This window comes from Myxococcales bacterium, from assembly GCA_016699535.1.
In the GTDB taxonomy this organism is placed as follows: domain Bacteria; phylum Myxococcota_A; class Polyangia; order Polyangiales.
In genome coordinates this window covers 78958-102146 of the sequence record CP064980.1, presented here as the reverse complement: position 1 = coordinate 102146, position 23189 = coordinate 78958, and the positions used below count along the sequence as shown (strand labels likewise).

General features: G+C 53.3%; 18 protein-coding genes and 1 tRNA gene. 7 read left to right on the top strand and 12 right to left on the bottom strand.

What is annotated here, in order from left to right; all coding sequences use genetic code 11:
* Positions 1–259 precede the first annotated feature (259 nt).
* The gene (pyk, locus tag IPJ88_00555; protein ID QQR90281.1) at positions 260–1663 is read right to left on the bottom strand and encodes a pyruvate kinase; all 1404 of its coding nucleotides are present in this window, start codon (positions 1661–1663) and stop codon (positions 260–262) included.
* Entirely contained in the window at positions 1660–2706 is a 1047-nt protein-coding gene (locus tag IPJ88_00550) for a Glu/Leu/Phe/Val dehydrogenase (protein QQR90280.1), read from the bottom strand. The genes pyk and IPJ88_00550 overlap by 4 nt, the downstream gene beginning before the upstream one ends.
* Positions 2707–2769: 63 nt before the next feature.
* On the opposite strand from IPJ88_00550, the gene IPJ88_00545 reads away from it, so the two are divergent.
* The 4 genes from IPJ88_00545 (at position 2770) to IPJ88_00530 (ending at position 6415) form a co-directional block, all read left to right on the top strand.
* Positions 2770–3375, top strand: a complete 606-nt coding sequence (locus IPJ88_00545) for a hypothetical protein (GenBank protein ID QQR90279.1) — start codon at positions 2770–2772, stop codon at positions 3373–3375.
* Positions 3376–3504: 129 nt separating this feature from the next.
* On the top strand, positions 3505–4473 hold the full coding sequence (locus tag IPJ88_00540) for a response regulator (GenBank protein QQR90278.1): 969 nt from the start codon (positions 3505–3507) through the stop codon (positions 4471–4473).
* A gap of 103 nt (positions 4474–4576) precedes the next feature.
* Complete coding sequence (locus IPJ88_00535) at positions 4577–5020, top strand: PilZ domain-containing protein (protein ID QQR90277.1); 444 nt, start codon at positions 4577–4579, stop codon at positions 5018–5020.
* Positions 5021–6415 (top strand): HAMP domain-containing protein, encoded by a 1395-nt coding sequence (locus IPJ88_00530; protein ID QQR90276.1) that lies wholly within the window; start codon positions 5021–5023, stop codon positions 6413–6415.
* 19 nt (positions 6416–6434) lie between these two features.
* On the opposite strand, the gene uvrC is transcribed toward IPJ88_00530, so the two are convergent.
* The 4 genes from uvrC to IPJ88_00510 form a co-directional block, all read right to left on the bottom strand.
* The gene (uvrC, locus tag IPJ88_00525; protein ID QQR90275.1) at positions 6435–8324 is read right to left on the bottom strand and encodes an excinuclease ABC subunit UvrC; all 1890 of its coding nucleotides are present in this window, start codon (positions 8322–8324) and stop codon (positions 6435–6437) included.
* 67 nt (positions 8325–8391) lie between these two features.
* Positions 8392–9453: an HD domain-containing protein gene (locus tag IPJ88_00520; protein QQR90274.1), complete on the bottom strand. Its 1062-nt coding sequence runs from the start codon at positions 9451–9453 to the stop codon at positions 8392–8394.
* Between the two features lie 28 nt (positions 9454–9481).
* Complete coding sequence (locus tag IPJ88_00515; protein ID QQR90273.1) at positions 9482–10174, bottom strand: sigma-70 family RNA polymerase sigma factor; 693 nt, start codon at positions 10172–10174, stop codon at positions 9482–9484.
* Positions 10175–10319: 145 nt separating this feature from the next.
* On the bottom strand, positions 10320–11843 hold the full coding sequence (locus IPJ88_00510) for a sigma-54-dependent Fis family transcriptional regulator (GenBank protein ID QQR90272.1): 1524 nt from the start codon (positions 11841–11843) through the stop codon (positions 10320–10322).
* Here IPJ88_00510 and gatB point away from each other — a divergent pair.
* Positions 11842–13341: an Asp-tRNA(Asn)/Glu-tRNA(Gln) amidotransferase subunit GatB gene (gatB, locus tag IPJ88_00505; GenBank protein ID QQR90271.1), complete on the top strand. Its 1500-nt coding sequence runs from the start codon at positions 11842–11844 to the stop codon at positions 13339–13341. The two genes, IPJ88_00510 and gatB, sit on opposite strands and share 2 nt — an antisense overlap.
* On the opposite strand, the gene IPJ88_00500 is transcribed toward gatB, so the two are convergent.
* A complete protein-coding gene (locus IPJ88_00500; GenBank protein ID QQR90270.1) occupies positions 13327–13950 on the bottom strand; it encodes a 5-formyltetrahydrofolate cyclo-ligase in 624 nt (207 codons plus the stop codon). The two genes, gatB and IPJ88_00500, sit on opposite strands and share 15 nt — an antisense overlap.
* A 17-nt stretch (positions 13951–13967) precedes the next feature.
* Positions 13968–14264: a cell division protein ZapA gene (locus tag IPJ88_00495; protein QQR90269.1), complete on the bottom strand. Its 297-nt coding sequence runs from the start codon at positions 14262–14264 to the stop codon at positions 13968–13970.
* Positions 14265–14352: 88 nt separating this feature from the next.
* On the opposite strand from IPJ88_00495, the gene IPJ88_00490 reads away from it, so the two are divergent.
* Together IPJ88_00490 and IPJ88_00485 are read left to right on the top strand one after the other, a co-directional pair.
* Positions 14353–18345, top strand: coding sequence for a zinc-ribbon domain-containing protein (locus tag IPJ88_00490; protein ID QQR90268.1), 3993 nt, complete (start codon positions 14353–14355; stop codon positions 18343–18345).
* Positions 18346–18430: 85 nt separating this feature from the next.
* A tRNA-Asn gene (locus IPJ88_00485) sits at positions 18431–18506 on the top strand.
* A 346-nt stretch (positions 18507–18852) separates the two neighbouring features.
* Here the strand turns inward: IPJ88_00485 and IPJ88_00480 are convergent.
* The 4 genes from IPJ88_00480 to IPJ88_00465 form a co-directional block, all read right to left on the bottom strand.
* Positions 18853–19554 carry a DUF3578 domain-containing protein gene (locus IPJ88_00480; GenBank protein QQR90267.1) on the bottom strand — a complete coding sequence of 234 codons (702 nt, stop codon included), beginning with the start codon at positions 19552–19554 and terminating at the stop codon, positions 18853–18855.
* Positions 19555–19556: 2 nt separating this feature from the next.
* Complete coding sequence (locus IPJ88_00475; protein QQR90266.1) at positions 19557–20600, bottom strand: hypothetical protein; 1044 nt, start codon at positions 20598–20600, stop codon at positions 19557–19559.
* Entirely contained in the window at positions 20597–22831 is a 2235-nt protein-coding gene (locus tag IPJ88_00470; protein ID QQR90265.1) for a DNA methylase, read from the bottom strand. Before IPJ88_00470 ends, IPJ88_00475 begins: the two co-directional genes overlap by 4 nt.
* 70 nt (positions 22832–22901) lie before the next feature.
* The gene (locus IPJ88_00465) at positions 22902–23102 is read right to left on the bottom strand and encodes a helix-turn-helix domain-containing protein (GenBank protein QQR90264.1); all 201 of its coding nucleotides are present in this window, start codon (positions 23100–23102) and stop codon (positions 22902–22904) included.
* Positions 23103–23189: the final 87 nt, after the last annotated feature.

The window sequence follows — 23189 nt, the reverse complement described above, 5'->3', positions numbered from 1 at the left end:
GCAGACGCCCAGGAACACCACCCTCCTTGGGTTTCTGTTGCCGTTGAATATCCACAAATTGGCGTTTAGCTTTGACAGGTAGCTGGAGGAAATACAGCAATCGGTCTTGCTAGCCTGCAGACGAGGGGGACGGTGCGCTGGAGCGTCTGCACGTGGCGCACTAAGACGTTAGGGGAGAACTTTGACTCTAAGCCTTCCGCAGTTGGTGGTCTTGAAGGCTTAAGCGCACCGTCCCCCTCGTCTGCATGCCTCCACCATTCTATATCTGGTGGAGTTTGACTGTGTTGGTGGCGGCTGAGGGGGGCCAGCCTAGGACGAGAACGAATGCATCGCCTTTTTTGCAAAATTTTTCACGCACTAAAAGTGATGTTGCCATGCGTAGTGCTTCGGAAAGTTCGGTTGGCGGGATATCCACGTAAGGAACGACCCCCCAGTTGACGGCCAAAGTGTTGGCTACGCTTGGCTCTGTTGTGATGGCGATGATTGGAACGCGCGGCCTATAACTGGAAAGTAGATTTCCAGTACGCCCATCACGTGTAAAAGTCACAATAGCCTTGATGGGAAGTGCTGACGATAAAAGAGCAGCAGCGCCGGCGGCGGCGTTTGGAAAGCCGAGATCGCTGATTTGTGTTTCTGGTTTGACGCGATCAGGTGTTTCGCTAATCACTTCGCTTTCTACTTCGCGAATGATCGCGTCCATCATGCGTACCGACTCCAAAGGATAACGGCCGGAGGCTGTTTCTGCGCTGAGCATCAACGCATCGGATCCGTCAATAACTGCATTGGCGACATCTGCTGCTTCGGCACGGGTCGGACGTGGATTGCGAATCATCGAATCAAGCATTTGAGTCGCTGTAATGACAATTTTGTTGCGCTTATTAACTTCGCGAATAATTTTCTTTTGAATGACGGGGACTCGTTCAGAGCCCACCTCTACACCGAGGTCACCGCGTGCGATCATGACTGCATCTGCTGCATCAGCAATGGCTGCGAGGTTATCAATAGCCTCAGGCTTTTCAATTTTGGCAATCACGGGCGTGCCGTGTGCCAAATGCTGAGCTTGCTTCACATCGTCGGCTGTTCGAACGAAGGACAAAGCTAAATAATCTGTCTTGAGTTCACCGACAGCGAAATCAAGATCTTCGCGATCTTTTGCGGTAAGAGAAGGTGTGCTCAATGGCGTGCCCGGGATATTGATCCCCTTGTTATTCGAGAGCTCTCCGCCGACTTCGACTCTGCAAATTACGTCATCACCCTCAATGCGTAGGGTACGCAAACGAAGAAGGCCATCGTCCAAAAGTACGTCCATGCCTTCGCGCAAATCTTTTGCGAAGTCTGGGTAGTTGACAGAAACCTCTTTATCATTTCCAAGTATTTTGCGAACCGTGAGGGTGAATTCTGCGTCTTGTTCCAGGATGATCTTGTCGTTTTTAAATCGGCCGACACGGATTTTAGGGCCGGTAAGGTCGCTTAGGATAGCGACGGATTTTCGCAGTTTGGCGGCTGCCTCTCGAACCATTTTCGTGGTTTTGCGGTGTGTTTCATGATCCCCGTGAGAGAAATTTAGGCGGGCGCAGTCCATGCCAGCGACAATAAGCGCCTCGACCATTTCAGGTGTGGCACTTGCAGGGCCAAGGGTGCAAACTATTTTTGCGTGTCTCATGAGTGTACTTCTTCCAATCGTGCTTGAGCCATTCGGTCTGCGATTTCATCGGACGAACGATCTTCTTTTTTAGCGCGCTCTAAAATTTCCCAAATTGTATCGTAAATTTTCATAGTGCGCTCACGTACAATGCCTTCATCGTACGTTTTAAGCTCCTGCGCAACGTTAATCAAACCACCTGCATTTATTGCATAGTCTGGTGCATAAAGAATGCCCCGTCGTTTTAGCTGATTGCCTTGATCGGCGGTAGCGAGCTGATTGTTTGCCGCTCCAGCGACCACTTTGCATTTGATTTGCTCAACGCTGAGATCGTTGATGGCGCCGCCGAGTGCACAGGGGCTAAAGACATCGCAGGCAGTCTTCGTAATTTCATCAACGCCTAGCATCGAGGCGCCAAACTCCTCGACAACTTTGTGGCAACGTTCTTTGTTGGTATCTGCCACTACTAAGTTTGCACCCAACGCGTGAAGTTCTTTGGCAAGGTGGTAGCCAACTGCGCCAACGCCTTGGATAGCGACACGGATGCCTTCTAAACTGTCGCTTCCGTTGATAAAGCGCATGCATGCTTCGATTCCGCGCCGAACGCCGAGAGCGGTGAACGGCGAGGGATCGCCTGAGCCACCGTGCTGGGAGTCAATGCCAGTGACGTAAGGTGTTTCGCTACGTATCGCGAGCATATCCGCTGTCGTGGTCCCGCTGTCTTCGGCGCTGTAATATTGACCTGAGAGTCGGTTGATCATGCGACCAAAGGCTTTGAACAATTGCTCCCGGTCGAATTCGCCGTCGGGCAACAAAATCACACTTTTGCCTCCGCCATGGGGAAGTCTAGCCAGGGCAGCTTTGAATGTCATGCCGCGTGCAAGGCGCATGGCGTCGCGTATGGCGGAGTTCTGATCCGGATACGCTGCAAAACGACATCCACCAAGCGCTGGGCCGAGACGCGTGTCGTGCACTGCAATAATTGCTTTTAACTTCGCCGTTGCTTCAACACTGACATAAAGGTTGCCATAAGTTAAAGCCTGCATTTCATCTAAGAGTTCCATATGCTATCCCATCAAAATAATCGTAGGTCGGGTAACTACCAGAATTGTGTCTAGAGCTTCAACGTGGCAGCCATCAAAACTCATTACGGGGTTTCGCTTTGCCTTTTTTGGCTTATTTCCGCTTCGGCCTTGGCTGCCGAAGGAGACGGTCTTTATGGCCGATTGGATGGCGATTTTGCTTATAGCATCGCTGCGGGCGCAGGGCTCGAGCTAAACGAAGAACACCGCGGCTTTGCCGTCGCCGATCTTCGGCTCCGCTATCTTGACTCGATCGGTCTTGTGGCGGCAGCCGAGATGCGTGCTTCCGATGAATACCATCTTATCAGCGCACTCGACCTTAGGCCTTTGTTTTTATGGCGTTTTTTTACAAACCGCTCCTCTCAGGAACGCTACATCGACCTGTGGATCGATTCGTTTGGTCTTGAAATCGGCACCGTTACGGTACTGAGCGAGGGCGAAGCGGCACTTGGCTTGGTGTTGGGAACAGGCTTCGATCTGCCAATTTTGCTTGGGAAGGGCTCAAGCGGGCTGTTTATCCGTTTTGGTTTTCGCTATCAGCACGGACTCGGCTCCGAGCATGCAGGCAGTCTTTCTACCTTTGATGATTTCACGAGCTATGCGCTTCTAAGTTTCAAAGATTTTTTCAAGCTGTTTTCCTACCGAAATTGAGAACAAAGCGTAGAAATTGCGCTTTTGATCTGTCAGAGGGCACTTCAAAGTGGTTGTGCTGCGTAAGCTACGCTATGCTCCGTCTTGCAACACTCCCGTCATAAGGCACCACTTTAGTGCAGTAGTTTCATGGTAAATTCTTCGGAAATTATAGTTCTTGATTCCCTAAGTCGCGATCGCGACGGAATGAAACAGCTTTTTGAAAAAGAAGGGCACTTGTGCACGGTTGTCGTCGATCCCATGGAGGCGCGCGATCTAGCCACTCGGAAGTTTTTCTCTGTTGCGATCGTGGATCTCGATTTTGGCGGTGTGGGTGCGGGCCTGGAACTCGTACGTTTTCTGCGAGAGCACAGCCCGGCAACCTCGGTACTTTTGCTCTCCTCACGACGCTCTTTTGAAGCTGCCGTGGCTGCCATGCGGCTTGGTGTCATCGACGTGGTCATGAAAACTCCCGAGGAGATTCCGCGTTTGCGTGCCGAAGTTCTGCGTGAGGTAGACAAGCACGGCTCACTTAGCGCGGACAGCACACTTTTACGTTCTGTACAGTCGGTACTGGAAGAATCCATGAAGATTATGCTTGATATGGGGCGGGTGCTTTACAAAGATGCTTCGGATTCAATTATGCTGCGACGACCACGTGTGTTGTTGGTCGATGATCGCAAAGAAATTCTTGAGGCTGCCCGACGCGGCATGGACGCCAAGGAATGCGATTTGCATATGGAGATGAATGGCGGCGCTGCGCTTGAAAAAGCATCGGATCAGCCCTTCGAGATTGTAGCGGTGCGCGCGGAGCTTCAAGACCTTCCCGGTCCCACCCTTTTAAAATCCATTCAAAACTATCACGCAGAAACGATTGGGTTACTCTATTCGGAGCAAAACGGTGGCCATTTAGAACGGTATCAGGGCGGGCATGCGATTGATGTTGAGCGGCCTTTTACTGGAACGGGCTACCTTGTCGAACGCTTGCAGTCTGTAATCAACGAGCTGCGACAGTTGCAGCAGGAAAGGCGCTACATCCGGGCCTTTCGGCGTCACCATGAAGCTTTTTTACGGCGCTACGCCGATCTTAAGATGCGCATCGACAGTTTAGATCGCTGAAAATAAAGCGCTTTTCGTTTTGTGTGCTCAGATGTAGGTATGTGTATGCCATTTTTGGACCTCAGGACTTCGCTAGCCCTATGCTGAGTTCTGGAGGGGAAAGATGGCTTCAATTGTGCTTACAGCTTCTAACCGGCAAGTTCTTCGTCGAGCAGTGAATGTGCCTTGTCAGGTCGTTTCCGACGCGCAGTTTGAATTGCTTGGCCAACGTACTTTGGATCTTTCCATCGAAGGGATGCAAGTGGAGACGGACAAGTATGTTGCTCCGGGAGAGCAGCTGGTCGTCTCGTTCAAATCACCTGTGGGCAATTTATGGTTTGATGCAGAAGCCGAAGTTGTGCGCACCATACACGGTTACCGTCGCAGTGACGAAGGTCGCGCCATTGCAATTCGCTTTAAGTACTTTGATCGCGTCTCAAAGCATCTTCTATCGACGCGTCTTGAGGGCTTTGCCCCACCGGTGCCCAAACGTCGCTTGAGGCCAGATTACGCAGCCAGTGTCCAGGGAATTTTCTACGCGAAGTCCCAGCTTCATGCGATGAGCTAAATGCTGCACCACTACACCCGTCTTGGCTTGCGCGCACAAATCATGATTGTGCTTTGCGTGGCATTTGCGGGCTCCTTTCTGCTCATCGGGGTAGCAGCAGGGCCTCTTATGGAGCATGTGCGATCAGTTGATCGCATGCGAGCTGCCTCCGCCAACGCACGCGTTCTTGCTGCGATGATTGACGATGGGCATGACATTCAAAAACAGCAGTCCTGGCGCGATATCTTAGCGGCGCTATCGCATGGCTCGGGTCTTGTTGCAGCCCGTATTGATGCTGCTGGCAAAACGACCTTTGTCTGGGGAAGCCCGGAGCGAGGACAGGCCGTTCGTGCTCCGCTAAGAGAAGGCGGCGAAGTTAGACTTTGGGTCAAACGTCCCGACAATGCCGTTCACCAGTCGGCTGGCCGTTTGCTCATTCCCTACGTGATTGTGGCTGGTGGTTTTATGCTGCTGCTTACCTTTGTTGCATTAACCTATGGCATTGTACGGCCCGTCGAGCGCCTCACCCGCGCCTCGCAACGTTTGACCATGGGTGGTGCATATGAAGCGGTTCCCGTGCAAGGTGTTGCTGAGATTGCTCACTTAGCAGCAGTCTACAACAACATGGCGCAACAGCTTCGCGCTGAACGCGAAGCTTTGGTCGATCGTGTTCGTCGCTTAGAAGAAACCACAAAAAAGCTGAAAGAAGCGCAACGCGATTTAGTGCGCAGTGAAAAGCTTGCATCGGTAGGGCGTTTGGCTGCAGGCGTTGCCCATGAAATCGGCAACCCCTTAGCAGCGATTCTGGGTTTTGTTCAGTTGATTCAAGCGGGAAGGCTCAGCAAAGAAGAGAACAAAGAATTTCTTGACCGCATTCAACGTGAAACTGAGCGCATAAATAAAATCATACGTGGCTTGCTTGATTTTTCCCGTCAGGGGCCTTCTCCTAAAGCAAGTGAGTCACGCAGTAACTTATCCGAAGTGATCGAGCACGCCGTTCGCTTGGTGACGCCTCAAAAAGATATGAGCAATGTCACCATTGAAAGGCGTATCGTTGAAGGCACTCCGCATGTCAAAGGAGATGCAGACGAACTCACTCAAGTACTCCTTAACTTGCTGCTCAATGCCGCAGACGCCATCGACGGAGAAGGTAGTATCCAAATTGAGTTATCGGCGCTTCCCAACCGCAATATGGTACTTCTTGCAGTGACAGATTCTGGCCCAGGTATTGATCCAAAGATCGCTGAGAAACTTTTTGATCCCTTTGTAACCACCAAAGACGTTGGCGGAGGAACTGGACTGGGCCTCGCGGTTTGTCACAACATTGTTGAGAGTTTAGGTGGAAGTATAAGCGCCGGTGCAGCAGCTCACGGCGGAGCACGTTTTGAGATGCGATTGCCGGCTGTTGATAGCTAAAAACTATTCCTCCAGTTGCCTACTCAAGGTCAAAAGCATTATCAACAGCGCTCAGCTCTGCTTCTTGAGATGCGGCGCTTGCATCGCCATGAAAGATCTCATAGATGGCTTGAGCTTGCTTTTTGTTTGCTCCCGCTGCGAGCAGCTGCGGAAGGTCCGCTTTTTTTACAGCGTCGAGTGATCCAAGTGCCTTGATAAGGTTGATGCGAGTCTTTTTTCCCACTCCAGCTATTTGATCAAGGCGCTGTATACGGAAGCGCTGCGCGTTTTTTCCGATCCGCAGACGGTTGGCGCGACGGTGGGCTTCATCACGTAAGGTGGTAAGAAAAAGAGTTTCACGGTGATCCGAAACGCTGACAGGGTTCTTTCGATTTACAGTAAAAATGCGTTCCTCGACCGATTGTCCTAATGCGTTGATGCGGCCTTTGGCAAGGCCTGCTATAGCGACATTATCAATGGCCATTTCTCTTAGAACAGTCTCAGCTATCTTGAGTTGACCTTTGCCGCCGTCTACGACCAGAAGGTCGGGAAGTTCCCAGCCTTTTTCTTGATCGCGCGCTCTACGAAAGCGTCGACTAAGGGCTTCATGCATCGCGGTGTAGTCATCGCCACTGTTTGTTGTCTTTATCGTAAAGCTGCGGTACCCGTCGCTATTAAGGAGACCATCTTGCATCGAGACAATTGACGCTACAGTGTCTTGACCAGCGCTATGAGAGATATCGATGCACTCGATGCGCCTCGGTAAGGTCTCAAGACGTAAAAGTTTTTGAAGTGAAGCCAACATGGCGTCACGATTCAGTTGCTGCTTTTTATGTTCTTTGAAATTCTTCTCAGCGTTGTCTCGTGCAAGGGATAGGAGCTTCAAGCGAATACCTTTTTGCGGGACTCGAAGTTTGACTGCTTTTTTTCCTTTTTCACTAAGCATGGCTTGGATGCCATCCATCAGCTCAAGCTTTTGTGGGACTACTATCTCATCCGGTGCAAACGACATGTTGCTGTAATAGTCAGAGACAAAAGCGCTTAAAAGCTCCTCGTCCGGTATGTGAATGTTCTTGATGAAAAAATTACGGACTTGAATGAGTTTTCCGGAACGGATCCAAAGCATTGCAATAGCAGCGTTTTTCTCTTCGCGAAAAAGATGGATCACATCCTGATCCAAAGACGTGTTCATAGCGACACTTTGTTTTTCAACGGCGTTCTGTACGGCGTTTAGTTGGTCTCGGTAAATAGCCGCCAGTTCATAAGACTCGTCCAGTGATGCTTCGTGCATTCGCTGGTTTAGTAAATTTAAAAGGCGATCGTGTTGACCGTTGAGAAAGAGAGCCACACTTTTTATCTGTTCATCATATTGCGCTTTATCAACGGAAAGTACGCATGGTGCTGGACAGCGTTTGATTTGGTATTGCAAGCAGGGGCGTTTTCTTGAAGAGAACTCGCGGTCCGTGCAGGTTCGAAGTCTGAAGTGTCGATTAATCAAGCGTAGCGTGCGTCGTGCGGTAGTCGCAGACGGGTAGGGTCCGAAATACAGCGCTTCGTCGTCCTGCGGTTTTCGAACCGCTTCCAATCGGGGCCAGGCTATCTTGGGGTCAAGTCGTAAAGAGAGGTACTCTTTGTCATCACGAAGCTTAACATTGTACTTGGGCTTGTGCTGTTTGATGAGCGTGTTTTCAAGAAGCGCAGCTTCTTTTTCATTGGCCACGACGATCGTTTCAATGCTCTCAACTTCATCGTGTAAAAAAGGAATGAAAAAGCGCGTATCGGTTGTGCTCTCTTGGAAATAGCTGCGCACCCGATTTCGTAGGTTGCTTGCCTTGCCGATATAAAGATATTCCGACTGAGCGTTTTTAAAGATGTACACGCCAGGCTTTAGAGGAAGCCGAGAAATCAGTCCTTTGAGCAAAGCATGCATGTCCTAAATCTACGCACAATGCGCCAGGAGCGCCACCGATTTAACGTATTTCAAGGGGTGTAACGATTTAGGCAGCGGCCGTTTCGTCGTGCTTCTCCATTTCAACGAAAGAGAGCCGATCATCTCGAAAGCGTTGTCGAATGTCCTGCCACATGTCTGGATCAATTGCCAAGAAACATTCAACAAGTCTGGGATCGTACTGTACCTCTGCCAAACTCCGAATCTCCTCGACAGCATCGTCGTGTGAAAGTGCAGCTCGATAAACACGATCACTTGTCATGGCATCGTAGGTGTCCACAATCGCAAAAATTCTCGCGCCAATCGGAATGTCTTTGCCAACTAAGCCATGAGGATATCCTTTGCCGTCCCAGCGTTCATGGTGGCCGTAAATAACTTTGCTGGCACCTTCAAGTGCTGCAATGCCACTGACCATTTCACGTCCATAGGCAGGATGTTTGCGCATCTCATTCCACTCCTCGGCGTCGAGTTTTCCAGGCTTACGCAGAATCGAATCGGGGACGCCTATTTTCCCCACATCATGCAAAAGAGATCCAAGTTCGATCTGTAGAAGCTCTTCCCCATCGATACCGAAGGCTTTCCCTAAAATAGCAGCCCAAGCGGCTACGCGTCTTGAATGACTTTCAGTCTCAATGTCCCGAAGAGCCAGTGCCCGCACTAGACCTGTGGCAATAACACGCGCTTCACCCTCATGGCTCTGCAAGCGAATGCGACTTTGCACTAGCGCTTTTTGAATGGCTTCTTCGAGTTGCTGAGTTTGATAGGGCTTGGGCATAACAGCTTCAACTGTGGTGTGATCGAGCGATTCGTGAATACGCCTTAAGCTATCTTCGCCTGTTAGAACTACAATGGGGGTAGTGGGTGCCGTACGCGATGCATGGACAGCAAATACCTGTCCGTCTGGCATGGGCATCTGTAAATCGGAAACCACAACGTCGAAGTGCCGCACTTCCAACATGGCTAAGGCGATACTCGGGTCGCTCGCTGAGGCGGTGCTGTAACCAAGGCGAATAAGGTCACGTTTTATGCTTCTCAAAAAAAGAGGTTCATCATCGACAAGCAGTATCGAAGCGCGCGGTAGTGGTTTGTGTGATTTTTCGTTTGTCGACATGCTTCTCGTTTCCTTGAGTTTCCGTTTACTAGGCCGTTTGCGCTTCAGAATTGTGAACGACAAGTTGGTGCAAATTTGCAATCGCGCGTTGCTGCAATTGGCGGACGCGGGAGATGCTTATCCCCATGCGTATCCCGATTTCTTGAAGGTCTAAATCCTCTTGTAGTTTTAGTTGCAAAGCCATGCGTTGACGTTCCGATAAATAGGTTAACGCAGTGGCAATAAGTTGTCGCTGTGAGTTCCTGTATACGATGTCGTCAGCGGTAGGCGTATCTGAGTCCGCCACAAGACGAATGGCTTGGGAGTAATCGTAGATCGGAGCTTTTTCTTGAGTGTTTTTATAACCATGCACCAGACGCAGTCGAGGAGGGGACGGATTGGCTGTTTCTGCCTCGTGGGTTTGGGACCGGCAGGTGGTGGTCCGTGATCGGGGATCCATTCTACGAATCGCGTCGATCATGCGTTGTCGGACTCTGAGAGCAACCCAGTTTTTTTCGCTCATGCCGAAATTGCGGAAGTCGCGTAATGCTTCCAGCGTAGCGATTTGTCCTTCGGAGACCAGATCTTCAGTGTCGAGCCCGCCGCATTGCTGTGCTGCAAAGCTGTATTTTTTCGCAAGATGAATAAGGAGGCCCCTGTATTGGGCAAGGGCCTCCCGGGTTTGGGTATCGCTCCAGCTAAGGTCGCGCGGGTTTGTTGCGCTATGGTGGTTTTCAACCATCTAGACCTTTAGATATACAAACTTCGTGCCAGCTTGAGATTGGCTGAAATCAAATGATATTCTTAGATTGAGATCTTTCAAACGGGCGAGATCGTGCGAAAGCGCGCTTTAAGTCGCACAATATCGGATCGGTTTCGCACGATTTTTACTTATCCAGCTGGTATTTTTTTAGCCGGCGCATTAACTGAAAACGCGAAAGACCAAGTTGCTTGGCCGCCTGGGTTACATTTCCCCCGGTAGCGCTGAGCGCTTCAATCAAATTCTGTTTTTCAGTGAGTTGATGTTTTTTACGTATTTCGGAGAGTGCGTAAGGTGGTCTTGAGCCTCTTGAAAGAGGACGTGAGTCTTTGAGTGTCGATTCTGGAGACTGACTAAGGCGATAGCGTGGCGGTGTAGAATCCAAAGGTCGGCTACTCGGTCTTTGGCTTTGTATGGGTGGGGACCAACCACTTTTGACACGTCGAAGCACGGGAAATTCGTCAATGCCCAAAAGAGCATCACGTGCGAGCAAAGCGGCTTGCGCGATCATGTTTTTAAGTTCTCGAATGTTTCCTGGAAAAGGGTAACGCTCCATTAAAGCAAGCACTTCGCCGTCGAGGGTTAGTCCCTCTCGACCAAGTGCGCGTGCTTGCTCCTGAACGAAATGGTTTGCGAGCAATGCAATGTCATAGCTTCGTTCACGCAGTGTGGGAACTTCAACGACGAACACTTCCAAGCGGAATCGTAAGTCTTGACGAAAACGTCCTTCTTCTACCGCTCGAGATAAATTGCGATTGGTAGCGGTGATAATGCGTGCGCGTAGGCTAAGTGGATGTGTTCCTCCCACTCGAGTAAACTCGCGCTCCTCAATTAGTCGAAGTAATTTTGTTTGAATCGCAAGATCAAGTTCGCCAATCTCATCAAGAAACAAGGTTCCGTTGCCAGCGACTTCGACGCGGCCCTGTTTCGTTTTGATAGCACCACTGAACGCGCCTTTTTGATGTCCGAATAGTTCGCTTTCAATGAGGGTGGTTGGAATTGTTGTGCAGTCAACTGCGACAAAAGGTTCGTATCGCCTTTTTGATCGTCCGTGTACGATGCGTGCAATCAAGCTTTTACCGGTGCCTGTTTCTCCAGAGACAAGTACCGTTGTATTGTCGGCGACCGCCAATGCATCGAGTGTTTCGCGCAAGCGATGCATTTGTGGGCTTTTGCCTAGCAGCATTTGATCGGCAGGGGTTCCGTGCTCGTCCTGTAAAGCGGTTTCAGCTACCTGGCGTTTTAGTGTAGCGACGTCAACACCGCGCTCAATACGCAACAGCGATTCGCGAATGTCGCTGCCTTTGGAGACGTAGTCAAAGGCCCCGCCGCGCATGGCTTGCACAGCGATATCAACGTCGGGAAAGGCTGTAACCATGATAAACATGACGTTGGGGTAAAGCGATTTGAGCTCCTGAAGCAGGTTGATGCCGTTCCCGTCGGGAAGTTGATAGTCGAGGACGACCGCGTCGGCCTCTTGGCTCATGGCCAGGCGAGCTTCTTTTGCGTTTCGCGCGACACTGACTTCATGCCCGTCGCCACGTAGGTTTCTGGCAAGTCCGCTGCCAAAAGCTTTGTCATCATCGATAATTAGAATCTGCCCAGCCATGCTCTCGCCTAAAAAGGAACCTTGCAGTATAAGCTCCGTCATGTCTACCGCATTAAAAGAGCATAATGCCAGCAGCAAGTCTGCGTTTGAACCTGTGATTGGTCTAGAGGTGCACGCCCAATTACTCAGTCACTCAAAGTTGTTTTCAACAGCATCGGCTGCGTTTGGGGCTGCTCCCAACACACAGATCGCACCCGTGTGTCTGGGATTGCCTGGTGCATTGCCGGTCCTGAACGCGAAGGCTGTTGAAATGGCTGTGCAAGCGGCTTTGGCTCTAGGCTGCAGCGTTCGCCCTTGGAGTCGTTTTGATCGCAAGCACTATTTCTATCCAGATCTACCGAAGGGCTATCAGATCTCGCAATTCGATCGTCCCTATGCTGAAGAGGGGAAAGTCGAGATTCAAATCGACAACAAACCCCGCACTTTGCGGATTCAGCGAATCCACATGGAAGAAGATGCAGCAAAGAATATTCACGGCGCAGGTGGCGGAAGCGACACCTTGGTCGACTTTAACCGTTCCGGCGTTCCGTTGATCGAAATTGTTAGTCACCCCGATATGCGAAGCGCTGCCGAAGCAGAGGCTTATTTGCGGCAGCTTCGTGAAGTGCTGCTTTTTGTTGGCGTAAACGATGGCAATCTTGAAGAGGGCTCCTTTCGCTGTGATGCAAACGTCTCGATTCGTCCTGTGGGTCAAGAAAAATTTGGTACGCGTGTCGAGCTAAAAAATATCAATTCCTTTCGTTTCGTTCGCAAAGCCATCGAATACGAAATAATTCGTCAAGAAGCCTTGATCTCAGGCGGTGGAACCGTTGTTCAAGAAACGCGAACATGGAGCGATGGGCAAGGCAAGACTTTGGCGATGCGCGGAAAGGAAGAAGCGCATGACTACCGCTATTTCCCCGATCCCGACCTACCACCTTTGGTATTGAGAGAAAGCTTTATCGCTGAACAAAAAGAAAAGCTTCCTGAACTGGCTGAAGCCAAACGTGAGCGGTGGCAAAGTGAACTTGGCTTAACTGAAAAAGACGCCGAGGTTCTTAGTGGCCATCCGGCTGTAGCGGGTTTCTTTGAACAGAGCGTGCAGCTTTGCAAGAAACAGTGGCCTTCGAAAAAAACCGATGCGATCGGCAAGCGGGTTGCTAATTTTGTGCAAGGGGAAGTCCTAAGACACACGCAGACCACAGGTTTAGAAGCCAATATACCGGTGACGGCGCAAGATCTTGCTGAGCTTTTGATTTTGGTGGAAGACAACGTTATCAGTGGAAAAATGGCGAAAGATGTATTTTCCGCCATGATTAGTACCGGGCATACGCCTAAGCAGATTGTCGATGAGCAGGGGCTAGCGCAGGTTACCGATGTGGGAGCGATCGATGCCGAGGTACAAAAAGTTCTCGATGCGAATCCGGATAAAGTGGCGCAATACAAAGATGGCAAGCAGTCGCTGATTGGTTTCTTTGTCGGTCAAGTGATGAGGGCAACAGGTGGCGCCGCTAATCCCAAACTCGTTAATGAAAGTTTGCGACGTTTACTTGGCAGCTAGCTTAGTTCGATAGCTAGCGGTGTCGGTAATAACAAGTTGAACCAGCTGATCGTGCTCGTGGGCAGGAGCTTCTGGGATCAATTGAAAGTCATAAACGAGACAGATGCGAAAAGCAGTCGTTTGGGACTGCGCGAACCATCGATCATAGTAGCCTCGTCCATAGCCGATGCGGTGTCCTGTCGGATCAACGGCCAGCGCGGGTACAAGGATGACGTCCAAGGAGCTGTCTTCCAGAAGAGGCGCATCGCCAGCAGGCTCTTCGATATCAAAGCTTCCTGGTTGCAGCGCTTGCAATGAAAAGACGCGATGAAAGCTCATCGTGTGGTTGCTCAGCTGCGAGCGCGGTAGAAAAAGTATTTTACCTTTTGCCAACCAATCCTCTAGGAATGGTCTGAGTTCTATCTCGCTTCCGAAAGGTAAATATGCTGCTAAGGTTTTCGCCTTTTTGAGCTCAGCGGTATTTTTAAGTGTTTCGATAATTTTTGATGCACGCTTCTGACCTGCTTGCAAAGGAAGGGCATCGCGAAGGCTTTGCATGCGAGCACGCAGCTGCGCCTTAACCTGAGCGCGCAATTGGTCTTCGGGAAGATCGAGCGCTTTGAGTACCATGGCTTTTACGATCAAGCTTAGGCGTTTTGGCCAAGCTCCAAGCGTTGATCGATACGATCGATGGCGCTTTGAACGATATCCTTCGTGGTTTGCTGCAGGACGCGTTGGCGATTTTCCAGCGACAGAAGGTCATCGGCCAGGCCTAGCGCTACCACTACCAATTTTTGGGCGGCACTTGCGCGGTCGGCCCCATTTCCTAGCGCTTCAATCCGATCATTCACAATTTGACCGAGTTTTCGTAGGTGTTCTTCCTCTGCGTCTGCACTCAGGCGGTATCGAGTACCACCGATTTCTAGGCTCACAGTGTGCTTCATGTCGTTCATTTATGCTGCAGAGATGTTCGAGGTCAAGGAGAAGCGTGTTAGCATCCAAATTGTAGATGAAAACGTGGGGTCCATTGGCATGAAAATTACCTGTGCCTCGTGCAAAGCGCCATATGATGTAGATGAACGACGATTGCCTTCCGGCGGCACAAAGATGCGCTGCCCAAAGTGTGGTACTTCGTTTACCGTAAGACCACCTGCAGCGCCAAGTGCGGAACTGCCTGCATCAAAACCGGGTGTTGCGTTGCCTCATGAAAAAACACGTCGCGCAACGCCACTGCCACGTGGATTGCAAACTTCCGATCTTCCTCGCAAAGTTGAAATTTCGGTACCCCCAGTGCTCGGCCGGGTCGAACTTGCATCGATTCGCAAAGGTTTCGATCCAAAACAAGTTAGCAAGCTGCCGGCGGTAAAGAAGCCACCACCTCCGCCTCCTTCGATTAGAGCCAAATCTCCAGGCTTTGATCCGGATTTACCTGCACTTCGCGATAATGCCGATCTTCCAGCGCCCAGAGCAAGTAGCCCACCTTTTGTATCTAAAAATCTTCGCTTTGATAAAGCATCGTTGTTGCCTTCTTTGGATGCCGATCTGCCCGCTTTGAGCATTCCCGCGGCGCAAAATCAATCCGAGGGCCCTTATGTAGTTGATCTTCCTGCTCCCGGAAAAATGCCTGGTAAAGATGGATTTGCTGAACTACCGGGCCTTCCTCAGAAAGTTGATTTGCCTGCCCGAGTTGCCTCGAGCACCGTTCGAGATCTTCCAACATCCAAAAAGGCAGCGAGTGAACAATCATCAGAATCTGAACTAAGTTTTGATCTGGAATTAAAAGCGCCAAGTGTTGCTCCGGGTCAGGAAAGTTCAAAAGCCGTTGGCAAGTACGATCCGAATTTGCCCGCCGCTTCGTTGGGTGTTGACCTTCCTTCTCCTAAAAGTCTAGCAGCGCTACCGTCGCCGCAAAACGTACAAGGCTTGGTCCGACCTCGAGGCGATTCGGGTTTACCTGCCCCCATGCCGAGCATGCCCGTTTCCGAAGCAGATGAAAGCGCTGGCCTTGAGTTTCAAGATCTTGAGTTGGGATTTTCTGATCCGCCGGCTTCAGTTTCTTCGGGTAATCGGGATTTTGAGTTACAGGGAACGAGCGGTAAGCCTGACGCCTTTGGAACAGGCGATATTTTTGGACAAGATTCTGTCCCATCGGATGTGAGTGCCCTTGACTTGATGACCGATCTTACGAGCGATGGGCATAGCGATACCGAAGCCGATGCATTTGCAGAGCTCTTTGGTGAACAATCGAGCCCCGCTCCGGCAGCAGACAATTCGCAGCACGTGGCGCCCGATGCTGAATTCGATATTGGCGCGGAAGCTGACCTTGGCTTCGAGCAAGATGATGCAAGCGCAGACCTTGGTTTTGGTGAAGTTGATTTAGGCGCCCCTGAAGTGGGTGATTCGATGGAATTCGCCGACATTCCTCAAGCTGCTGGCGGTGTGGAGTTTGACGTAGCAGCCGGAGTGCCAGGTGTTATCGACGATTTCGGTGGCGATGAAATCGACGACACCGACGAGCGGCCGAGCAAGTTAAAGCGGTTCATGCCGGTTATAATCGCTAGCGGTATTTTGTTGATGTTGCTTGGTCTTGGAGCGGGTCTTGGTTTTACGCCTTATGGCTATTTTGGCATGTATGCTATTGAACGCTTTTACCCGGCTGCAGGAACGCCCGCGGAAGCAAAGCAAATCGTTTCACAAGCAGAAGCCCTTGTGGTGCAGGATACCTTTGCGAACAGTAAAAAGGCTTTGCAAATTCTCGCTAAGGGACGCGACCGTTTCGGTCTCAATCGGCTGCTATTAAGCAAAAGTTTGTTTCATGAGAGTTACCATCAAATTCGTTTTGGCGAAAACGCAGCAAGCACAACGCGCATGACAGGCATTTTGCAGCGGCTCAGAGACCGTCAATTTGATGCTCCCGCAGCGTCACTTGGCGTTGCTGCTTCGGATGCGCACAAAGGCAAGCTTGATGAGAGTCTAAGCAAACTCGCTGAGGCAAGGGTTGAGTTGCCAAATGATCCGATGGTGGAGCTTCTCGCCGGTGAACTGGCTCTAAAAAGCATGAAAATTGAAGATGCTCAACGGGCTTTTGAAGCCGCTGCGAAAAACGGAGGCGGCAGCTCAGCAAAATGGGGTTTGGCTAGGATTTCTTTTTTCAAAGCCCAGGACGCTAATGCTATTAAGAAAACAGAAGCTGTGCTTGCGAGTAGCCCTTTGCATGTTGAGGCGCGTTTGGCCAAAGCACGGTTGCTTTGGAAGAAGCTTGGGCAAAGTAGTCCTGAGATTGAGGCTCTTGCAAACGAGGGAGCAGGTCTCAAAAAAGTGGAAGGTCAAGTGCTAGCAGCTTCCAAATATCAACGCGGCGCAGCGTGGTCTTTGCTTGGTTTGATTTACGAGCAAGAAGGACGTATTGGCGAAGCGTCGTTGGTTTTTGAGAAAGCTTTAGCGGCGGATGCTGGCAGAACAGAAGCGCTCTTGGGCGCCGGTCGAGTTTTGCTTGCTGATAAACGACCTGGTGATGCGCTTGCGCGTTTTGATTCCGTTATCAATTCGAAATCCAGCGAAGATAAGGAACCGCTTCAGATCACGGGCGATCGCAATGATCCCGTGGTGAGTGCGAAGCTCGGTGCGGCTCAAGCCATGCTGGAGCTCGAACGTGCTCAATCGGCTAAGGAACTCATGGCAGCGTTGGCGACTGAGCTACCCGAGGATCCAGAAGTAAAACTATGGCTTGGAAAGGCAGAAGAGGCTCTCAAAAATCCGGATGTCGCGGAGAAGCTGTATCGGGAAGCTATAAAAATCGCACCACATGACTTCTCTGGATACCTGGCTCTTTCACAGCTTTTCTTCTCAATGGATAAGACCGAAGATGCGGCTCGAATTTTGCGTAATGCGGAGGGCAAAGTCGCAGACAACGCCGAGCGTCGGCGCATGCTAGGTAGAGCTGAGCTTTCAAGAGGTGAAATCGACGCAGCATTAAAGCAGTTTAGATCAGCTCTTGAACTTGAACCGGACAATCTTCCTGCTCGTTTTGATCTAGGCATGGGACTGCGACACGCCGGTAAGCTGGATGAAGCAAGTTCGGTGCTCAACGAGGTTGAGAAGAAAGATCCTTCTTTTCCTGGACTAGCTGTCGAGCAAGGACGCATCTTTGAAGCACGTGGTCAGTGGGAGGCTGCTGTGCGAAATTATCGAACTGCACTTGAGAAAAGCCCGCAGGACTCGAATCTTTTGATGCGTCTAGGTGCAAGCCAAGTCGAAGCCGGGCATACCGATGCAGCTGCCGAGACGCTGGAAAAGGTACGGGAAATTCGACCTAACTCGGCCGAGGTTGCCTTTTTCATGGGCCGAGTGGCTTTCGATCGTAAAAAATTAAACGTTGCGCTCGAGGAGTTTAGAAAAGCGACGGCGCTTGACTCGAAGCAAGGCGAATATTTTATGTATGCAGGGTGGGCGGCCCTTGAGGCTGGAACAAATATTGGCTCTGCGCTGGATTTTTCCAATACTGCCATCAAACTCGATCCGAGTCTTGGTGATGCATATTGGGTGCGTGGCAAGGTAATGTTGCGAACCGGCGCCGTGGAAGATGCTCGTCGAGACTTTGAGCGAGTCATAAAGATTAAGCCAAGCCGCTATGAAGTTTATGCTGACCTTGGCGATGCCTACGATCAACTTCGCAAGATAAGCCAAGCCATCGAAGCTTACGAGCAAGCAGTGTCTTATGATGAGCGCAAGGGCCAGTGGTGGTATCGTTTGGGTGCATTGATGATCGAAAGCGGCCGCGTGAAGCCTGGATTAGACGCTCTAGAAAGAGCCGTTAAAGCGGGCAGCTCCGAGACAGACGCCCCGGACTGGTTATCCGAAGCACATCGCCTTATTGCCGAAGCTCTTGTGCTTGAGCACCGCCGAGCAGAGGCCCTTGAGCACTATCAGCATTATCTCGATCTTGCTCCAGCCACCGCTATCGACCGCGAAGAAGTCGAAGCAATTATCAAAGCTTACAAAAATCAGGAAGGTTCCGGGTCTTAGTGGTTTTATAGTGCTTTTTTGATCTCACTGATCGATTGAAATAGTATTGACAGGATCTGTCGTCGAGATAGAGTGCGCAGACTTTTCCGCGATAGCTCAGTTGGTAGAGCGGGCGGCTGTTAATCGCCTGGTCGCAGGTTCGAGTCCTGCTCCCGGAGCCATTCACGCGGGGTCGCGGAAACGCGACCCCGCACTTTTTAACAGCGGCCTCGGAGAGCGATCTCCGGGGCCGTTGCGTTTCTCCCCCACGTTTCCGCGACCTTCGACGCTCGGCGAGCACGACGCGCGCGTGGACAGCGTTCGCGCAGAGAGCGCCGCGGGCGTGAAGGAGCGCGCGACGAGGGCGTTCTGGACGGCGTTCGCGCTCTCTCTTCTGGCCCGCGGGGAGAGAGGAACCGAGAGCGTTTAACAGCGAGGCCCGTTTTCGCGGGACGGAGCCGCTGACGTTTAACTGGCCAGCGGCTCGCGCAGCGAGGACGAAGCGCAGCCGCCCACGCGCGCCGTCGCTCAGTCGTCCTCGTAGTTCGACCGAAGGCGGTCGCGCATCGAGCCCTCGCCCGGCAGGCCGAGGATCCTTCGCGACGGCACGAGCTTGTCGTAGACGGCGAGCACGGCAGCGAGATCCTTGAGCAGAGCCGCGTCATCGGGGATCTGGTTTCGCGCGTAGAACTTGTAGGCGACCGTCGAGTCTTGGTACCCGCGGATCAGCGGCACGTCGCTCTTGAGGTCGATCCCTTCGCTCACATCGAAGCCTGCGGCCTTGAGCGAGCCTGAGCGTGCCCGGAGCTGAGCCGCTCGTTCACGAAGCTGAGCGGGGCCGCTGCCGCCGTAGCCTGCCATCACCCAAGAGGTTCCCTGGTTGAGCGTGAGGTACACGCCGGACATGTCGGCGCGGAATAGGTAGATGACGTAGACGCCCTCGCTGGTCTTGCTGGTCTCTCGAGAGTCGAGGGCAGCGATCCACGGAACCGTCGCCCAGCGCCCCTGACCTGCGGACCAGCGGACGACGACATTCGGAAACCGGACGACGTCGGCTGAACCCTTGAGTGCCGAAGCGACGCGTTCGAACTCAGCCCAGAGCGGGTTCTGCTTCCCGAATGCCTCGTAGGCGCGCGCGCGCGTGTAGCGGCCCACGATTGCCTCCAGCGCACGCTGGATCTCGTCAGTCTTGCGTTCTCGCCCGTCCGCGACCTGCTTCCCCTTCGTCATCGTCATGCTTCCTTTGGCAGGAACTCCTTCAGGCGCGTGTTCTCGACAAGCCGATCCAACGAAGCCAGCGTGAACACCTTGCCCCGAGTTGCCTTGAGCATGTCGCGCATGTCTTGACGCCGAACACCGAACCCGCGTCCGTCGATGCAGGCGACGACCTCGAAGGTCGGCCGGCCCTCACGCTGGCGCTCGTCACGCATGGCGGCCAGTCGAAGGATTCGCGAGACCTTGTCGCGCGCCGTCCCGTCGTCACCCGTGATCTTCGCCTCGATAATGATCGTCGGCGAGAACTCAGTCGGCACGAAGAAGTCGGGCGCCTGCTCGAAGCCCTCGACGCGTTCGGCGCGCTTGGTCTTCCTGAACGTGATGCGACGACGCGCGAGCTGCTCCTCGATCGCGCTCTCCATCACGTCACCGACCAGCTCGGAAACGGCGTCGCGGTGGCTTGCGAAGGGACGTCCCAAGTATCGCTCGTATAGAAGCACCGCGTACGGCACATGGAAGTTCGCCGCGTGCTGGACCGACGACAGTCCAGCCGTTGTATCGACCTTGGCGAGCCGGTGCACGGTGTCCTGTGCGGCTGCCGGCGCTCCTCGAGTGATGTACTCGATTGCGACGGACACCAAGGCGCGTGTTCTAGTCATCGTGGCGCCGTCGCCGTTGCCGCCACGGTCGAACATCTTCCGGTTCTTCCGCACCTTCGTATCGAGCGTCCGCGCCGCGTTCTGGGAAATGTCACTCTCGCGCTCGGACCTTGCCAGGTCCGCCCACTCGGGCGGCGAGAAACCGAGAATCGTCCGGAGAACTACCAGTGTGAGCGCGTCATGGCGAAGCGCCTTCCACACGGAGTCCTCAGTGAATGTGGCGAACGCCTGCGTCTCGCTCTTCAGCACTTCATACGCGGTCTGGAAGTCACCGTAGTCGATGAACCCCGCGCCCCGAGGGAGAGTCAGAAACTGAGACTGAAGGTCCCCGAAGGTCATCTCGACCATCTCGTCGAGGCGATCTTGAAGCTGGACAGCAGTGAGTTCGAAGGGATGGGTCATGGCCGGGCTTCCCGTTGTGACGAACTGGCGGTGCGCGCGTGTGAGCCGCCAGACGCCACGACCTCCACCGTCGAAGAGACGTCCGCCATGAGGGTGATCTGCTCGAGGCACTGGCGGGCCGTCCGCAGCCGCTCAGGCAAGGGCGCTTCGCGGTTCCAAGCAGGCCGCAGCGTGCGAATCGCGATGCGAGCCACATGGCCAGCGATCAAACAGCGAAGGTCGCCAACGGTGATCTTGACGCCACCGCTTCGCATCGCCGCTGCGTCGGCGGCGAGTGCTGCTCGGCACTCATTGCTGACATCCAACGGCATCTCGACTTGCCGTGCCTTCGCGCGTCGCGCCGCCAGCGGTTTGCGGCAGACGAAGACGGAGTCGAGGATCGACGAGCCGGTGCCCGCGATGTGGAGAGAGGCTGTCATCTCTGCAGCCGCCGGAAGTGTCGCGGTGCAGTCGAGGTTCGCGTCGAGGATGGCGAGCACGAGGGGCAGATACGCCGTCGGATCGTTGTGGTGATACGTGAAAACGAATGGTCCGCCCGGCTTCAGCGCCTTCGCGAAGTGCTGGAACACCTCCGAGATGCCAGCCGCGAAGTGATCGATTCCCCGGCCCAGGGTCTCGTTCCCTGTGAGTTCGTCCGAGGAGCGCGTGCTCTTCTTCACGAATGACTCCTCCTCGTCGAGGAGAGCCTGCCGAAGCCACGCGAAGCAGAAGTCGATCAACTCCGCGTATTGGACGTTGTCGAAGTACGGTGGGTCGGTGAAGACGCCATCGAGTGAGTTCGCCTGAAGTGGAGCGTTCTGAGACGGCGCGTTCACAAGGAGCGCCTGCTTTACGGTCCTGCTGTCCGGGAGGTGCGCCACCATCGACGCCTCGATTGTCTCTCCAGCGATGGGGACAATTTCCTTCTTCTTTCCAGAGTGGCGCGTCTCGAAGGGCGCACGACAGTACTGCTTCGCGCGCACGTACTTCTCGACGAAGTGACGGAACGAGCCGGAGCCGATCCCTGCGATACCGAGCAGGTTGTTCTCACACTGAACGAGTCCGACCGGGAACCCGTGGACGCTGAAGATGTCCTGGCACTTGAGGGCGTAGGTATCGTATCGGCACAACATGTTCTGGTACCGCAACGTGTCGGAGAACACGGTCAGCAACGCGTGCCGAACGGAGACGTCACGTACGCACCGAATGCGCTTGAGCAGAATCCCAAGGCCCAGGAGCTGCCTGGTGCCGAACATCTCGCGGTAGCGCCGGTAGCCCCAGCGATGAAGCCGGTCGCTTTCATCACCAGCCGGAATCTCGTCGTCAGGAATCGGAAGGTTTGCGCCCTCGCGAGAAAGGCGACGTTCCGCGTCCTTCACTCTCGCGAGGTCCTGTCGATCCGGTCGCTTGAACTGTCGCCCCGGCGTCCCCTTGTAGCAGCGCTCGCAGTGGTACTCGAGAGCCCACATCCGGTGTTCCGGCGCCTGCGCGAAGGTCCCAACGGAAAATGCCTTATTGCATGCGCGGCACTCGAGCTTCTTGCGCGAAACGTTCCCTTCCATGTGAACCGCGTGCCCGCAGTCCGTGCACTTGCCCGGCGCTTCACGTGTCGGCGGGGTCTCGTACTCGTTGAGCGCGCCGCATCCGCTGCACGCGAGAACATGGCGGGGATGACGCTCGGCCTCTGCGAGTCGGTAGCCGGGAAACAGGTCGTTCATTTCGTCGCAGTGAGGGCAACGCGCTGTCTTCACCCAGAGGAAGTACTTGACGTTCGCAGCACTTCCGCAGCCATCGCACTTGGTCTTGTAGAGAGAGCCGACATCTGCCGCGACATCGTCAACGACGCTTGCTGCATCGGCTGCGAACGCGACGATGTCGAGCGGGGCCAAGCTCTGCCGCACAATCCAGTGCGCCATCGGATTGATGTCGCACCCGACAACGTGGAAGCCCAGGCGGTTGGCTTCGTAGACCGGGGTGCCGCCGCCCATGAAGGGATCGCCAATCACCCCGGAGAGCTGATGTGCTTTCCAGAATGAGTCGCGCAGCGGCTCTGCAGCGAACTCAGCGAGCAGCAGCGACCGGAAGACGGTACCGGGGCGCCGGGCGAACCACTTGTGGATTCCGATAACTGGTCGATAGTTCTGCTGAATCTGTTTCTCGCGCAGCGCGAGTTCGGTTGCGAAGGCTGCGTCGAAGACCGCCTCGAGTCCCGACGGCTCTAGCGTGGCTGCTGCCGTAATGCGTCGCGTCATTGGAATACCTCCTGACGCGCGACGCTACCATCGCATGCCGAGAACCTGAACAGATGTTCTCCTGCCAGCATCAGACCCCATCCTCGTCGGACTTCGCCCGATTGCTTGCCTTGTCCGTCATCCAGCGTTCGAAATCCGCCCGCCGAACGCGCCACTGCCCTCGGATTTTGAAGGCCGGAAGCTCCCCGCTGCTCGCCATCGAGTAGACGGTCTTCTCGGCAAGCTTCAGGATTTCCGCGATGTCCTTGATGGTGAGGACTTCTTCGACCATTGGCGTGGTGTGCGCTCCGCTAGGTGGAACGAGACTCCACCGAACGGGAACGTATTCCATCGAACGCTATCTGGTCAAGTGCGCAGT